Origin of the sequence: Nonomuraea fastidiosa (assembly GCF_042751225.1) — a bacterium.
Taxonomy (GTDB): domain Bacteria; phylum Actinomycetota; class Actinomycetes; order Streptosporangiales; family Streptosporangiaceae; genus Nonomuraea; species Nonomuraea fastidiosa.
In genome coordinates this window covers 1093157-1108085 of the sequence record NZ_CP170570.1, presented here as the reverse complement: position 1 = coordinate 1108085, position 14929 = coordinate 1093157, and the positions used below count along the sequence as shown (strand labels likewise).

Here is a 14929-nt window from a genome sequence, read left to right as displayed (position 1 = left end):
CGGCGCGGAAGACGCGGAAGGCCAGGCTCCCCGGCGTGGGGGTTGACCTGGCCTTTCCGTCTCTTGGAGCGGACGACGGGAATCGAACCCGCGTAGCTAGTTTGGAAGACTAGGGCTCTACCATTGAGCTACGTCCGCGCGAACCGGTCGAACTCTGGTCTAGACTTCATCCGGTCGTCAGAGCGTAAGCGTACCGGAGTCCCGGGGCGCTTGCGCAACCGGCGAGACGGGGCGTGGCGCAGCTTGGCAGCGCGCTTGCTTTGGGAGCAAGAAGTCGCAGGTTCAAATCCTGTCGCCCCGACCAGCGCAAAAGGCCCTTCCCGAGCCGGGAGGGGTCTTTCGCCTAATTGGTGAGTGATTGAGCCTCGACGGCGCGAACATGTGGTCCATCGCCACAGCGCCGGGCCTGGGGTACCGGCCAAGCCTGCTTCCGGCGGACGGCTTCGTCACTGCGGTGCCGCTGTGGCCGACTCGCCGCCGAGATCTCCCCAGGTGGCACGCTGTTGTCCGAGATCATTTACACGAAGCTTCGGGGCAATCCCCGCAGCGCCACGGGGTGGTTCGAAAGGCCTTGTACGCTGGCGGGCCTTCGCCCCACAGGCGTCGCTCAGAGTTGGCGATGTTCCGCTCCGTTCGATCACTAGGTGTACTTGGCCATGGCCCGCTCAGCCGCGCGGCTTGGGCAGGGCCTGGTGATCTGCGCGGTGTGGGTATTGGGAGAGCAGGTCACCGCGACTTCCGGCGCCGACGAGCTAGGGACTGTCTCGCCCAGGCCGGGTTGACACAGTGGTCGAAGCACCGCCTACCTGGGTCACAAGCGATAACGGAGTAAGACCCACAGATGCGCCAGGTGGTACGCCATGAAGGCCGGAGTAGCCGAATAGGGCCGATGAGTTCAAAGGATGCCTTGAGGTTGCGCTCCGATCTGGGGTGACCGTCGCGCAGTACAGTTGCTGCTCATTGCAGCGCTTGGTGGGAGGACGGGCTGGCTAGAGTCATGGTGCTTAGGGTGGACGCGTTCTCGGAGGCGATAGCGTTCTCCACCCGCTCCACGAGCGTCTTGAACGCCGAATCGTCATTGAGACCCTCATAGACCCCTGTACGGGTCTTGTAATGGAACAGCTCGTGGCCGAGTGCTTGCTCGGTGGATCGATAGTTCTTCCACTGCTCCCTGTAGTGGTACACGCTCTCCAGTGAGACCAGCGTCACGACCATCAGGCTGATCAGCGTGGTGGCGATGTCGATGAAGGGAAGGTCGATGTTCACGAGCACAGGGACGACTGCTCCTCCGACCACAGCCAAGGTACTGAGCCGGAGGTGAAGGGCTTTGGCCTTGATCGCCTTGCGGTCGTATCAACCCCTGTACTGTTCTAGGCGCTGTTCGATGTACTCGGTCGGTCCGAGCGTCGTGCCCATCTGAGGCGGTTCCGCTGACGAGGAGGACGGGTCTGCTGGCATGCTCTAACCTTCCGCACGCTTCGGATCGGAGTGGCACGCACCCTTATGTGCAGCCCCAAGCTGAGGACTGGCGCGGGTGATCTTATTGGTCGGCGATGTCGCTTTGCCAGCTGAGTGACTAATTGTGTAACGGTCCAGGCGTACAGGTGTGGACATGCGTGACCGGGTCGGGCCATGCTCGCAGGGCGAAATGCGAACTGGGCCGACGAGCACTACGACCACATCGACAGGCTGCGCCTGGCCGGTCTCGGCGTTCCCGTGCACGTCCCCGAGGGAGCGCGCCTCCAGGGTCTCGACGTCGTCGGGCACGCCCCGGGCGAGGAGTTCGACGCGGCGGGTTTCCACGTCAGGACGGTGGGCGGGCGGCACGCGATCGTCTACGGCGACAGCCCCGACTGCCCCAACCTCGGCTACGTCGTCGACGACCGCCTCTACCACCCCGGCGACTCCCTCGACTCGCCCGAGCCGTCGCGCCCGAGCGGGCGTTCGGCATCCACGACGGCCAGATCAACGAGCGCGGCCTGGAAGCCGTCAACCATCGGCTCGCCACCGAGACCGGCGGTGTCTGCTCGTGGCTGCCCCCTGGTGGCGTCGCCCCGTGAGCATGCCCGCCCTGAGCATGCCCGTCCTGAACATGCCCGTCCTGAACATGCCGGGCCTGCATGCCGGGCCTGAGCAGAAGGGTGCATTTACCTGCACTTCATCGGGTAGCCAGCGCGATTCCCCCCGCGCGTCCGCGTCCTTAGCGTCGGACGTACCGAATCAAGGGGAGGCAGATCATGGCGATAGCACCGCAAAGCCGCACCACCGGCAGGGTCGCGCACGTCGCTCTGTGGGTTCTGCAGGTCGTGCTGGCCGGGTTCTTCGTGATGAGCGCACTGGGGAAGTTCACCGGGGCCGAGCCGGCCAAGTCCACGTTCGAGGCGATCGGGTGGGGTGACTGGTTCCGCCATCTGACCGGCGTCCTGGAGGCGGCGGGGGCGGTGGGGCTCGTGGTGCCGCCGCTGGCCGGGCTGGCCGGGCTGGCGTTGGTGGCGCTGACCGCGTGCGCGGCGCTGACGGAGTGGCTGGTGCTCGGGGGACCCGGCGTGCTGCCGCTCTCCGTGCTCGTGCTCTGCGCGGTGATCGCATGGGGCCGCAGGGACTCGACGAAGCGCCTGTGGTCGCTGGTCTCGAGGCGCTGAGGGGCATCATGGCGGCCATGGACCTCTTCGACGGCGATCCCATGGCCGAGCCGCTGACCTACCCGGGCCGGATCCCCGAGGGCTCCGGGGTGCTGGACGGAGACGCGTACGTGCCGCTGCGGCCCCACGGCCGGCCGGAGACGTGGCGGGCAGGGGAGGGGACGCTCAGCGGGCTGCTGGCGGCGCGGGGGTGCGCGCCGCTGCACGCCCGCCACCGCGTGATCGCCGTCGGGTCCAACGCCGCGCCCAGCCAGGTGCGCAGGAAGTTCCTGAATCACGGGGTACGCCCGGTCGTCCCCATGACGGTCGCCGACGTGCCGGGCATCGCTCCGGGCGTCTCCGCACATGTCAGCAAATGGGGGTATGTGCCCGCCGCGCCGGTGCCGGCCCCGGGGGAGACCGCCAGGCTGTTCGTGCTCTGGCTCGACGAGCAGCAGCTCGCCGCGCTCGACCGCACCGAGCCCAATTACGTACGCCGCCCGCTCGCGCACTCCGTCACCCTGGAGGGCGGCACCCGCCTGCCGCCTCCGTTCGTCTACGAGGGCAGGCACGGCTGCCTGAGGGACTCGGACGGCGACGGCCGCCCGCGCCGCCTGACCGCCCAGCGCACGCTGATCGGGTCGCTGCTCGACGGCTCCGCCGCCCTGCGCCGCCTGTGCGGCGACACGCCCGAGAAGTTCGTGGCGAACGTCAGGCACGACGCCGTACGCGCGGCCGCCTACAAAATCCTCCAAAGCCACTTTCGCGCCGAACAAGATGACATATCGGAATAAGGTCGGTCGGCGTGATCGACACCCGAACCGTTCCGCCCCTGACCGGCGACGAGCGGACCATGCTGACCAACTGGCTCGAATGGCACCGCGCCACTCTCGCCGTCAAGTGCGCCGGCCTCACCGACGAGCAGTTGCGCCTGCGCTCGGCGGAGCCCTCGGCGATGTCCCTGCTCGGCCTGGTCAGGCACATGGCCCACGTCGAACGCGTATGGTTTCGCGTCGTGCTCGACGGCGAGGCCCTGCCCAAGCTCTGGGACAAGGACCGCGACAACGACGCCGACTTCAAGGAGGTGGACACCGCCTCGGTGAAGGAGGCGTTCGACGTGTGGCAGGAGGAGATCGAGCGCGCCCGCGCCATCTCGGCCGCCAAGCCGCTCGACGCGGTGGGAGACCGTAACGGGCGCGAGTGCACCCACCGCTACATCCTGGTGCACATGATCGAGGAGTACGCCCGCCACAACGGTCACGCGGACCTGCTGCGCGAACGGATCGACGGCGTCACCGGCGAGTGAGCCCGCCTTCGAGACCCGCTCAGGCGTCGGCGCGGAACAGCGCCCAGACCGCCTTGCCGCCGCGCGCCAGCGGGTCCCAGCCCCAGCACTGGCTGTAGGTCTCGACGATGTAGAGCCCGCGCCCGTTCTCGGAGATGAAGTCGGGCTCCTTGGGCGTCGGCACCTCGTCGCTCGGGTCGGCCACGGCCAGCAGCACGTGCGGCGCGACCCGCATGAGCAGCAGCTCGATCCCGTGCCGGCCGCCTGCGTACATCGCGTACCTGACCGCGTTCGTGACCAGCTCAGAGACCACCAGGGCGGCGTCGTCGCTCAGCTCGTGCAGGCCCCAGCGGCGCAGCGTGTTGCGGGTGACGTCCCGCGCGGTCTTGACCGAGTCGGCCTGAAAGGGCAGCGGGCACGAGGTGGTGTAGGGCTTGCCACCCGTGAACAGGTGGTCGAAGCCCACCTCACGGGTGATCTGCAGGCAGTCGGCAGTGGCCAGAGGGTCCTCCACCATGCTGCCGATACCTCCCCGTAAAGCCTTGGTCAGTGCATGTATGGCCCAATATGCACTAAGCCATCATGGGTCACGAACGCGGCAGCTGCAAGACCCAAATGCACGTGCAGGTGCAATGTGCAACCGCAAGCGGCGTTTCGGGGTCATAGGTATCCGAATCGGACACCACGCTGAGACCTTGTCATACCTGGCGGTGTGGTGTCACTGTGTGTGCGGACCTTGATAGGAGGCAAAGTGACGCAGAACCAGCCGGGTTCCGGGCCGACGGCGCTGCGCATCCTCCTGGGCTCCCAGCTGCGCAAGCTCAGGGAAGCGAAGAACGTCACTCGCGAGGAGGCCGGCCACATCATCCGCGGGTCGGAATCCAAGATCAGCCGGATGGAACTCGGCCGAGTGGGGTTCAAAGAACGTGACGTGGCGGACCTGCTGACCCTGTACGGGGTGGTGGATGAGGAGGCTCGCGCCGCGGTGCTCGACCTGGTCGCCACCGCCAACGAACCGGGCTGGTGGCACCGGTTCAACGACGTCCTGCCCACGTGGTTCCAGGCGTACGTCGGCCTCGAGGAGGCCGCGACCAGGATCAGGACCTATGAAGTCCAGTTCGTGCCGGGACTGTTGCAGACCAAGGAGTACGCAAGGGCTGTGGTGACCGCCGGGGCGGCGGGCATCGGGGCGGAGGAGATCGCCAGGAGGGTGGACCTCCGTCTGGAGCGCCAGCGGATTTTCGACAAGCCCGACGGACCCGTCTTCTGGGCGGTGATCGACGAGGCCGCGCTGCGGCGGCCGATCGGCGGCGTCGAGGTGATGAGGGCGCAGATCGAGCACCTCATCGACCTCATGCGCCAGCCGAACATCACCATCCAGATCATGCCGTTCAGCTACGGCGGGCACAGCGCGGAAGGGGGCGCGTTCAGCATCCTGCGCTTCGCCGACACCGACCTGCCGGACGTCGTTTACGTCGAGCAGCTGGCGAGCGCGCTCTACCTGGACAAGCGTGAGGATGTGGACCGATACACCGAGGTGATGGAGCGGTTGTGCGCCGTCAGCACCACCCCGGATGAGACGATCGAGCTGCTGAGGACGATCGCGGACGAGTTCTGATCGCGTTTTCTCAAAGCGGTGGCGTCGTGGTTGGGTATGCATCTGCCCTAGACTGGCCATCGGCGTTGGATGCCGCCGTGGCGGAGCATGCCCAACACCGCTCATGTGGGCGCGGCGCGTGAGCCGTACCGAATGGACGCGCCCGCGATCACTCGTAGCTTGATCAAGGAGACCATTCCGTGAAGACCGCTGTCGAGGAGCTCAGCCCGACCCGGGTCAAGCTCACTGTCGAGGTGCCGTTCGACGAGCTGCGCCCGAGCATGGATGCGGCGTACAAGAAGGTCGCGCAGCAGGTGCGCGTCCCCGGGTTCCGGCCTGGCAAGGTTCCGGCCCGCATCATCGAGCAGCGCTTCGGCCGGGCGGTAGTGCTGGAGGAGACCCTCAACGACGCGGTGCCCAAGCTGTACGGCCAGGCCGTCGACGAGGTCGACGTGTTCCCGGTCAGCCAGCCGGACATCGAAGTCACCAAGATCGACGACGGTGAGCAGATCGAGTTCACCGCCGAGGTCGACATCCGGCCCAACTTCGAGGTCCCCGACTACCAGGGCATCGAGGTCACGGTCGACTCCGCCGAGGTCTCCGACGAAGACGTCGACGCCCAGCTCGACGCGCTGCGCCAGCGGTTCGCCACGCTCACCGGCGTCGACCGCCCCGCGGCCAACGGCGACTTCGTCGTGATGGACCTGCGCGCCGAGATCGACGGCGTCAACATCGAGGAGCAGCAGGCCAACGAGGTCTCCTACGAGGTCGGCGCCGGCTCCGTGCTGCAGGGCCTCGACGACGCGCTCCAGGGCATGTCCGCGGGCGAGGAGAAGAGCTTCAAGACCGAGCTGGTCGGCGGCAAGAACGCCGGCGAGGAAGCCGACGTCATCATCAACGTCAAGTCGGTCAAGGAGAAGGTCCTCCCCGAGCTCGACGACGAGTTCGCCCAGCTCGCCAGCGAGTTCGACACGCTCGACGAGCTCAAGGCCAGCATCCGCGAGCAGGCCCGCCGCAACAAGCTGATCGACCAGGTCGTGCAGGCTCGCGAGAAGGCGCTCGACGCGCTGCTCGAGAAGATCGACATTCCGATCCCCGAGAGCGCGCTCAAGGCCGAGATCGACGCCCGCAAGCACAACCTCGACCACCAGATCGCCGAGAGCGGCCTCAGCCGCGAGGCCTTCTTCCGCCTCTACCAGACGACGGAGGAGGAGCGCTTCGCCGAGTTCGAGAAGAACTCCGCGCGCGCCATCAAGGTCGGCTTCGTGCTCGACAAGATCGTCAAGGCCGAGGAGCTGGGCGTCTCCGAGCAGGAGCTGACCAACTTCGTCGTGCGCCGCGCCATGGAGATGGGCGTCCAGCCCAACGACCTGGCCAAGCACCTCGCCGACAACGACCAGCTCACGCTGGCCATGGTCGAGATCGTGCGCGACAAGGCCAAGTCCGTCCTGGGCGACGCCGCCAAGGTCGTCGACACCGACGGCAACGAGGTCGACCTCAAGGCCATCTACACCGAGATCAACGGTGAAGAGGTCGTTCAGGAGGAGAGCGAGTCCTCCGAGGAGGCCAAGCCCGAGGCCTGACGCCTCACCCGGCTTCGGAAAGCCCCCGGGGACGGTCCCGGGGGCTTTCCCATGCCCGGTCGGCCGTGACCGGCGCTGAGAGAGCCCAGCACGCATCGTGGGCGCGCGGGGCGTACGAGAGCCGACTCGGGCACGTGACGCTCTCAGAAGCCGTCTCAGCGCTCCCAGCGCCCCGCCCGCGTCCCCGACCCTGCGTTCCGCAGGGGCTTACACCTCGTACGGTCACGAAAGCCGCACGCGAGGACAGCCGCCGCGCCGCCCGAACCTGCGCCGTCAGCGAACAGCGCCAGGGACCGGGCATGAGCTGTAGGCGGCGCGCGTTAAGGTCACAAGCAAAGCCAATCGATTACGACGCATCGGAAGGTGACGCTGTGACCAGCCCGCCGACCTTCTATCAGCCTGAGTCTCGAGGCCGTGAGAACGGCTCCGCCTTCCGGCTTGAGGACCAGCTCTACCAGCGCCTGCTCCGGGAGCGCATCATCGTGCTCGGGCAGGAGGTCAACGACGAGATCGCCAACCGCATCTGCGCCGAGCTGCTGCTGCTCGCGGCCGACGACCCCGAGCGCGACATCACGCTCTACATCAACTCGCCCGGCGGCTCCGTCAGTGCCGGCATGGCCATCTACGACATGATGGAATACGTGCCTAACGACGTGTCCACCGTGGTCATGGGCATGGCGGCATCGATGGGGCAGTTCCTGCTCACGGCCGGGGCCAAGGGCAAGCGTTACGCTCTGCCGCACGCCCGGGTGATGATGCACCAGCCTTCCGGCGGCATCGGCGGTACCGCCGCCGACATCGCCATCCAGGCCGAGCAGATGCTTTATGTGAAGAAGACGCTGGCCGAGCGGATCGCCTACCACACCGGGCAGCCGCTGGAGCAGATCGAGGCCGACTCCGACCGCGATCGCTGGTTCACGGCCGAGGAGGCCAAGGACTACGGCTTCATCGACCACGTGGTGCGCAGTGCGCGTCAGGTGCCCTCCGCGGGCCCGGTTTCCTAGGGGGAGCTGACATGAACATCCAGAGCCGTTACGTTCTCCCCTCCTTCGTCGAGCGCACGTCGTACGGCGTGAAGGAGATGAACCCCTACAACAAGCTCTTCGAGGACCGCATCATCTTCCTCGGAGTGCAGATCGACGACGCGTCGGCCAACGACGTGATGGCCCAGCTGCTGACGCTGGAGTCGCTCGACCCCGACCGTGACATCAGCATCTACATCAACTCGCCCGGCGGCTCCTTCACCGCCATGACGGCGATCTACGACACGATGCAGTTCGTCCGGCCGGAGATTCAGACCGTCTGCCTCGGCCAGGCCGCCTCCGCCGCGGCCGTGCTGCTGGCCGGCGGCACCCCGGGCAAGCGGTTCGCGCTGCCCAACGCCCGGGTGCTGATCCACCAGCCGTCCACCGAGGGCGGTGGCCAGGGAAGCGACATCGAGATCCAGGCCCGCGAGATCCTGCGCATGCGCACGCTGCTCGAGGACATCATCGCGAACCACACGGGCAAGACCTCCGCCCAGATCCGCAAGGACATCGAACGCGACAAAATTCTCAACGCGGTCGAGGCAAAGGCGTATGGTCTGATCGATGACATCATCCCGTCCAGGAAGAAGCGAGCTCAGGCCGTCGCTTCCTAGACGAGACGTGACGCACCGGGGCGCTGCCCGATAGGGCACGTTCCGGTGCGACTCGCCGCTAGGGGGCTCACTGAGGGCCCAGAAGACGGTAACGTCGAAACCTGAGCGGTTCGGCCTAGTCCGGAGGATGTCCGGAGACACTGCTCTCGTGAGCAGGGCGGTCCCACGCAAAGGAGTATCTGGGGTGGCACGCATCGGCGACGGGGGAGACCTGCTGAAGTGCTCTTTCTGCGGAAAGAGCCAGAAGCAAGTCAAGAAGCTCATTGCCGGTCCAGGCGTCTACATCTGCGATGAGTGCATCGATCTCTGCAACGAGATCATTGAGGAGGAGCTGAGCGAGTCCTCCGAACTCAAGTGGGACAACCTGCCCAAGCCGAGGGAGATCTACGAGTTCCTCGACGCCTACGTCATCGGTCAGGACAAGGCGAAGAAGGCTCTCTCGGTAGCGGTGTACAACCACTACAAGCGGGTGCAGTCGGGCGACCGGGGCAGAGACGACGGTCTCGAGCTGGCCAAGAGCAACATCCTGCTGCTCGGGCCCACGGGCTCGGGCAAGACGCTGCTGGCGCAGACGCTGGCGAAGATGCTCAACGTGCCCTTCGCCATCGCCGACGCCACCGCGCTCACCGAGGCGGGATACGTCGGCGAGGACGTCGAGAACATCCTCCTCAAGCTCATCCAGGCCGCCGACTACGACGTCAAGAAGGCCGAGACCGGCATCATCTACATCGACGAGGTCGACAAGATCGCCCGTAAGAGCGAGAACCCGTCGATAACGCGCGACGTCTCCGGCGAGGGCGTGCAGCAGGCGCTGCTGAAGATCCTGGAGGGCACCACCGCCTCGGTTCCTCCGCAGGGTGGCCGCAAGCACCCGCACCAGGAGTTCATCCAGATCGACACCACCAACGTGCTGTTCATCTGCGGTGGTGCGTTCGCCGGCCTGGAAAAGATCATCGAGTCGCGCATCGGCAAGAAGGGCATCGGCTTCAACGCGATCATCCGGTCGAAGGAAGAAGTCGACACCGCCGACATCTTCGCCGACGTGATGCCGGAGGACCTGCTGAAGTTCGGCATGATCCCCGAGTTCGTCGGCCGGCTCCCGGTCATCACCTCGGTGCACAACCTCGACCGCGAGGCCCTCATCCAGATCCTCACCGAGCCCCGCAACGCGCTGGTCAAGCAGTACCGCAAGCTGCTCGAGCTCGACGGCGTGGAGCTGGAGTTCACCGACGGCGCCCTCGAGGCCATCGCCGACCAGGCGATCCTGCGCGGCACCGGCGCCCGCGGCCTGCGCGCCATCCTGGAGGAGGTGCTCCAGTCCGTCATGTACGAGGTGCCCTCCAGGCAAGACGTCGCCAGGGTCGTCATCACCCGAGAGTCGGTGCTCGAACACGCGATCCCGACCCTCGTACCGCGCGACCAGCTCGCCGCCAAGCAGCAGCGCACCCCGCGCGAGAAGTCGGCCTGAGCGCCGCCTCCGGCAGCGCAGCCGACACCGCCGGCGCCCCGTGGTCATAAACCATGGGGCGTTCCGCTTTTCCGTCTCCCTAGAATTGGATGCTGTGACAACGCCAGAGCTGCCCACCCAATACACACCGGCCGACGTCGAGACCCGCAGCTACGAGCGCTGGGTATCCGAAGGCTACTTCCGCGCCGACCCGGGCAGCTCGCGCGAGCCGTACACCATCGTCCTGCCGCCGCCCAACGTGACGGGCGTGCTGCACATCGGCCACGCACTCGACCACTCCATCCAGGACGCGCTGACGCGCCGTGCCCGCATGCGCGGCTACGAGACGCTCTGGCTGCCCGGCATGGACCACGCGGGCATCGCGACGCAGAACGTGGTCGAGCGTGAGCTGGCCAAGGAGGGCAAGTCCCGCCACGACCTGGGGCGCGAGGCGTTCGTCAAGCGCGTCTGGGAGTGGAAGGAGGAGTCCGGCGGCCGCATCCTCGGCCAGATGCGCAAGCTCGGCGACGGCGTGGACTGGTCGCGCGAGCGGTTCACCATGGACACCGGGCTGTCGCGGGCCGTACAGACGATCTTCAAGAAGCTCTTCGACGACGGGCTGATCTACCGCGCCGAGCGCATCATCAACTGGTGCCCGCGCTGCCTGACCGCACTCTCCGACATCGAGGTCGAGCACAGCGAGGACGAAGGCGAGCTCGTCTCCATCCGCTACTCCGACGAGATCGTGGTGGCCACCACCCGCGCCGAGACCATGCTCGGCGACACCGCCGTGGCCGTCCACCCGTCGGACGAGCGGTACGCGCACCTGATCGGCACCATGGTCGAGGTGCCGCTGACCGGCCGCATGATCCCGGTGGTCGCCGACGAGCACGTCGACCCCGAGTTCGGCACCGGCGCGGTCAAGGTGACGCCCGCCCACGACCCCAACGACTTCGAGATCGGCCGCCGCCACGACCTGCCGTCGATCGCCATCATGGACGAGCGCGGCGTGATCACCGCGCACGGGCCCTTCGAGGGGCTCGACCGGTTCGAGGCGCGTCCCGCGGTGGTGGCCGCGCTGCGCGCCGAAGGCAAGATCGTCGACGAGAAGCGGCCCTACCTCCATTCCGTCGGCCACTGCTCGCGCTGCAAGACGGTGGTCGAGCCGCGGCTGTCGCTGCAGTGGTTCGTCAACGTCGCGCCGCTGGCCAAGGCCGCCGGCGACGCCGTGCGCGACGGGCGTACCCGCATCCACCCGCCGGAGATGGCCAAGCGTTACTTCGACTGGGTCGACGACATGCACGACTGGTGCATCTCGCGCCAGCTCTGGTGGGGCCACCGCATCCCGGTCTGGTACGGCCCCAACGGTGAGGTCGTCTGCGTCGGCCCCGACGAGGAGCCGCCCGCTGGCTACGTCCAGGACCCCGACGTCCTCGACACCTGGTTCTCCTCGGGCCTGTGGCCGTTCTCCACGCTTGGCTGGCCCGACCGCACGCCCGACCTGGAGCGCTTCTACCCGACCTCGGTGCTGGTGACGGGCTACGACATCCTGTTCTTCTGGGTCGCCAGGATGATGATGTTCGGCCTGTACGCCATGGACGGCGAGCCGCCGTTCCGTGTCGTCGCGCTGCACGGCATGGTCCGCGACCAGTACGGCAAGAAGATGTCGAAGTCCTTCGGCAACGTGGTCGACCCGCTCGACTGGGTCGAGCGCTTCGGCGCCGACGCCACCCGCTTCACGCTGCTGCGCGGCGCCAACCCCGGCGCCGACGTCGCGGTGAGCGAGGAGTGGGCGGCAGGCTCGCGCAACTTCTGCAACAAGATCTGGAACGCCACCAGGTTCGCCCTGATGAACGGCGCCGCCGTGGGCTCGCTGGAGGGCGCCGAGCTGACGGCGGCCGACCGGTGGATCCTGTCGCGGCTGCAGTCCGTCATCACCCAGGCCGACGCGGCGTTCGAGGAGTTCGAGTTCGCCAAGGCGTCCGACCTGCTCTACCACTTCGCCTGGGACGAGGTGTGCGACTGGTACCTCGAGCTGGCCAAGATCCAGCTCGCCGAGGGCCTTGAGCACACCCGGCTGGTGCTCGGCCACGTGCTCGACGCGCTGCTGCGGTTGCTGCATCCGCTGGTGCCGTTCGTGACCGAGGAGCTGTGGCGGGCCGTCACCGGCGGCGAGTCGATCGTGATCGCCCCGTGGCCCACGGCCGACCCGCGCTACACCGACCCGGCCGCCGAGGCGGAGATCGAGGCGTTGCAGGAGCTGGTGACCGAGGTCCGCCGGTTCCGCTCCGATCAGGGGCTCAAGCCCGGCCAGAAGGTGGCCGCGCGGCTCGGCCTGTCCGGCACGCCGCTGACCGGCCAGGAGAGCGCCATACGCGCGCTGCTGCGCCTGACGGAGCCTGGGGAGTCGTTCAGCACCACCGCGCGCCTGACGGTGAGCGGTGTGACCGTTGAGCTCGACACCGCCGGCGCCATCGACGTCGCGGCCGAGCGCAAGCGCCTGGAGAAGGATCTCGCCGCCGCCCGCAAGGAGGCCGCGCAGGTGGCCGCCAAGCTGGGCAACGAGCAGTTCATGGCCAAGGCGCCGCAGGAAGTGGTGGCCAAGGTCAAGGCACGTGCCGAGCAGGCGTCCGCGGACATCGAGCGCCTTGAGGCACAGCTCGCCGCTCTGGGCGTTTAGACCGTACGGTCGCCGGGAAGGTCCATTTGTTACCGGAGATGGACCTTCCCGGTCCCAGAGGCTGGTAAAGTTTTGAACCGCAGGGCCGCCCGGCCCTGACATCCCAGTGAACGAACCCCGATCTTCGGGTTGCGTCCGCCGTGCGGTTGGACAAGAGCCGAATGTTGGAGTAAGTTTGAAGGGTTGCCTCGGAGAGAGGCGAGTCCGGAAGATCCCGGAACGGGCGGTTTGACAAGATTCGTCCGGATCGGGTAATCTGGAGGAAACGAAGTGTGCGCCTCGCGCACCAGGGTCTCCCAAGGATTCTGGTGCGGATGTACGCGTCCGTTTCTTGAGAACTCAACAGTGTGTTAAAAGCCAGTGCATGATGCATTACCCCGTCATGTTTCCATGACGTGGATTCCTTTTAGTTGGCATCAATGTTGTTGATGTCGGCTGGGATTGTTTTCCAGACATTGTTTGGAGAGTTTGATCCTGGCTCAGGACGAACGCTGGCGGCGTGCTTAACACATGCAAGTCGAGCGGAAAGGCCCCTTCGGGGGTACTCGAGCGGCGAACGGGTGAGTAACACGTGAGCAACCTGCCCCTGACTCTGGGATAAGCCTGGGAAACTGGGTCTAATACCGGATACGACCTCCGGCCGCATGGTCTGGTGGTGGAAAGTTTTTTTCGGTTGGGGATGGGCTCGCGGCCTATCAGCTTGTTGGTGGGGTAGTGGCCTACCAAGGCGACGACGGGTAGCCGGCCTGAGAGGGCGACCGGCCACACTGGGACTGAGACACGGCCCAGACTCCTACGGGAGGCAGCAGTGGGGAATATTGCGCAATGGGCGGAAGCCTGACGCAGCGACGCCGCGTGGGGGATGACGGCCTTCGGGTTGTAAACCTCTTTCAGCAGGGACGAAGTTGACGTGTACCTGCAGAAGAAGCGCCGGCTGAACTACGTGCCAGCAGCCGCGGTAATACGTAGGGCGCAAGCGTTGTCCGGAATTATTGGGCGTAAAGAGCTCGTAGGTGGCTGGTCGCGTCTGCCGTGAAAGCCCGCAGCTTAACTGCGGGTCTGCGGTGGATACGGGCCGGCTAGAGGTAGGTAGGGGCAAGTGGAATTCCTGGTGTAGCGGTGAAATGCGCAGATATCAGGAGGAACACCGGTGGCGAAGGCGGCTTGCTGGGCCTTACCTGACGCTGAGGAGCGAAAGCGTGGGGAGCGAACAGGATTAGATACCCTGGTAGTCCACGCTGTAAACGTTGGGCGCTAGGTGTGGGGGTCTTCCACGATCTCCGTGCCGGAGCTAACGCATTAAGCGCCCCGCCTGGGGAGTACGGCCGCAAGGCTAAAACTCAAAGGAATTGACGGGGGCCCGCACAAGCGGCGGAGCATGTTGCTTAATTCGACGCAACGCGAAGAACCTTACCAAGGTTTGACATCACCCGGACCGGTCTAGAGATAGATCTTCCCTTTTGGGCTGGGTGACAGGTGGTGCATGGCTGTCGTCAGCTCGTGTCGTGAGATGTTGGGTTAAGTCCCGCAACGAGCGCAACCCTTGCTCCATGTTGCCAGCAACCTCTTCGGAGGGTTGGGGACTCATGGGGGACTGCCGGGGTCAACTCGGAGGAAGGTGGGGATGACGTCAAGTCATCATGCCCCTTATGTCTTGGGCTGCAAACATGCTACAATGGCCGGTACAGAGGGCTGCGATACCGTGAGGTGGAGCGAATCCCTAAAAGCCGGTCTCAGTTCGGATTGGGGTCTGCAACTCGACCCCATGAAGTCGGAGTCGCTAGTAATCGCAGATCAGCAATGCTGCGGTGAATACGTTCCCGGGCCTTGTACACACCGCCCGTCACGTCACGAAAGTCGGCAACACCCGAAGCCCGTGGCCCAACCCTTGTGGGGGGAGCGGTCGAAGGTGGGGCTGGCGATTGGGACGAAGTCGTAACAAGGTAGCCGTACCGGAAGGTGCGGCTGGATCACCTCCTTTCTAAGGAGCATCTTCACTCTTCACCGGCGAGTGTCTGGTGGGGTGGTGACAGCTCACTAGTGGAGCACTGGTTATTCGGTGCAGCGCGGTCGCTGC

Annotated in this window: 11 protein-coding genes, 2 tRNA genes, 1 rRNA gene and 1 pseudogene; 12 read left to right on the top strand and 3 right to left on the bottom strand. The window is 66.1% G+C overall.

The window, feature by feature from the left end:
* Positions 1-64: 64 nt before the first annotated feature.
* Positions 65-138, bottom strand: a tRNA-Gly gene (locus ACFMQL_RS04965).
* 89 nt (positions 139-227) lie between these two features.
* On the opposite strand from ACFMQL_RS04965, the gene ACFMQL_RS04960 reads away from it, so the two are divergent.
* Positions 228-304, top strand: a tRNA-Pro gene (locus ACFMQL_RS04960).
* A gap of 653 nt (positions 305-957) precedes the next feature.
* On the opposite strand, the pseudogene ACFMQL_RS04955 reads toward ACFMQL_RS04960, so the two are convergent.
* Positions 958-1341 (bottom strand): annotated as a pseudogene (locus ACFMQL_RS04955) (DUF4231 domain-containing protein); the annotation flags it as partial.
* Between the two features lie 291 nt (positions 1342-1632).
* Here ACFMQL_RS04955 and ACFMQL_RS04950 point away from each other — a divergent pair.
* The 4 genes from ACFMQL_RS04950 to ACFMQL_RS04935 all read left to right on the top strand — a co-directional run bounded on the left by ACFMQL_RS04950 (position 1633) and on the right by ACFMQL_RS04935 (position 3927).
* Entirely contained in the window at positions 1633-2133 is a 501-nt protein-coding gene (locus tag ACFMQL_RS04950; protein ID WP_378784705.1) for an MBL fold metallo-hydrolase, read from the top strand.
* A gap of 104 nt (positions 2134-2237) precedes the next feature.
* Positions 2238-2642, top strand: a complete 405-nt coding sequence (locus tag ACFMQL_RS04945; RefSeq protein ID WP_364057669.1) for a DoxX family protein — start codon at positions 2238-2240, stop codon at positions 2640-2642.
* A gap of 17 nt (positions 2643-2659) precedes the next feature.
* Positions 2660-3415 carry a hypothetical protein gene (locus ACFMQL_RS04940; protein ID WP_364057666.1) on the top strand — a complete coding sequence of 252 codons (756 nt, stop codon included), beginning with the start codon at positions 2660-2662 and terminating at the stop codon, positions 3413-3415.
* 11 nt (positions 3416-3426) lie between these two features.
* Positions 3427-3927, top strand: a complete 501-nt coding sequence (locus tag ACFMQL_RS04935; protein ID WP_378784704.1) for a DinB family protein — start codon at positions 3427-3429, stop codon at positions 3925-3927.
* 19 nt (positions 3928-3946) lie between these two features.
* Here ACFMQL_RS04935 and ACFMQL_RS04930 read toward each other — a convergent pair whose 3' ends face one another.
* Complete coding sequence (locus ACFMQL_RS04930) at positions 3947-4423, bottom strand: ATP-binding protein (protein WP_364057663.1); 477 nt, start codon at positions 4421-4423, stop codon at positions 3947-3949.
* Between the two features lie 234 nt (positions 4424-4657).
* Here ACFMQL_RS04930 and ACFMQL_RS04925 point away from each other — a divergent pair, with 234 nt between their 5' ends.
* From ACFMQL_RS04925 to ACFMQL_RS04895, 7 genes are all read left to right on the top strand, one after another.
* Positions 4658-5524, top strand: coding sequence for a helix-turn-helix transcriptional regulator (locus ACFMQL_RS04925; protein WP_364057660.1), 867 nt, complete (start codon positions 4658-4660; stop codon positions 5522-5524).
* Positions 5525-5703: 179 nt separating this feature from the next.
* Complete coding sequence (gene tig / locus ACFMQL_RS04920; RefSeq protein ID WP_364057657.1) at positions 5704-7086, top strand: trigger factor; 1383 nt, start codon at positions 5704-5706, stop codon at positions 7084-7086.
* Between the two features lie 371 nt (positions 7087-7457).
* Positions 7458-8090, top strand: a complete 633-nt coding sequence (locus ACFMQL_RS04915; protein WP_364057654.1) for an ATP-dependent Clp protease proteolytic subunit — start codon at positions 7458-7460, stop codon at positions 8088-8090.
* A gap of 11 nt (positions 8091-8101) precedes the next feature.
* Entirely contained in the window at positions 8102-8725 is a 624-nt protein-coding gene (locus ACFMQL_RS04910; protein WP_364057652.1) for an ATP-dependent Clp protease proteolytic subunit, read from the top strand.
* 184 nt (positions 8726-8909) lie between these two features.
* Positions 8910-10193 carry an ATP-dependent Clp protease ATP-binding subunit ClpX gene (gene clpX / locus ACFMQL_RS04905; protein ID WP_138691280.1) on the top strand — a complete coding sequence of 428 codons (1284 nt, stop codon included), beginning with the start codon at positions 8910-8912 and terminating at the stop codon, positions 10191-10193.
* An 85-nt stretch (positions 10194-10278) separates the two neighbouring features.
* Positions 10279-12852, top strand: coding sequence for a valine--tRNA ligase (locus ACFMQL_RS04900; RefSeq protein ID WP_378784701.1), 2574 nt, complete (start codon positions 10279-10281; stop codon positions 12850-12852).
* 456 nt (positions 12853-13308) lie between these two features.
* A 16S ribosomal RNA gene (locus ACFMQL_RS04895) occupies positions 13309-14833 on the top strand.
* Positions 14834-14929 lie beyond the last annotated feature (96 nt).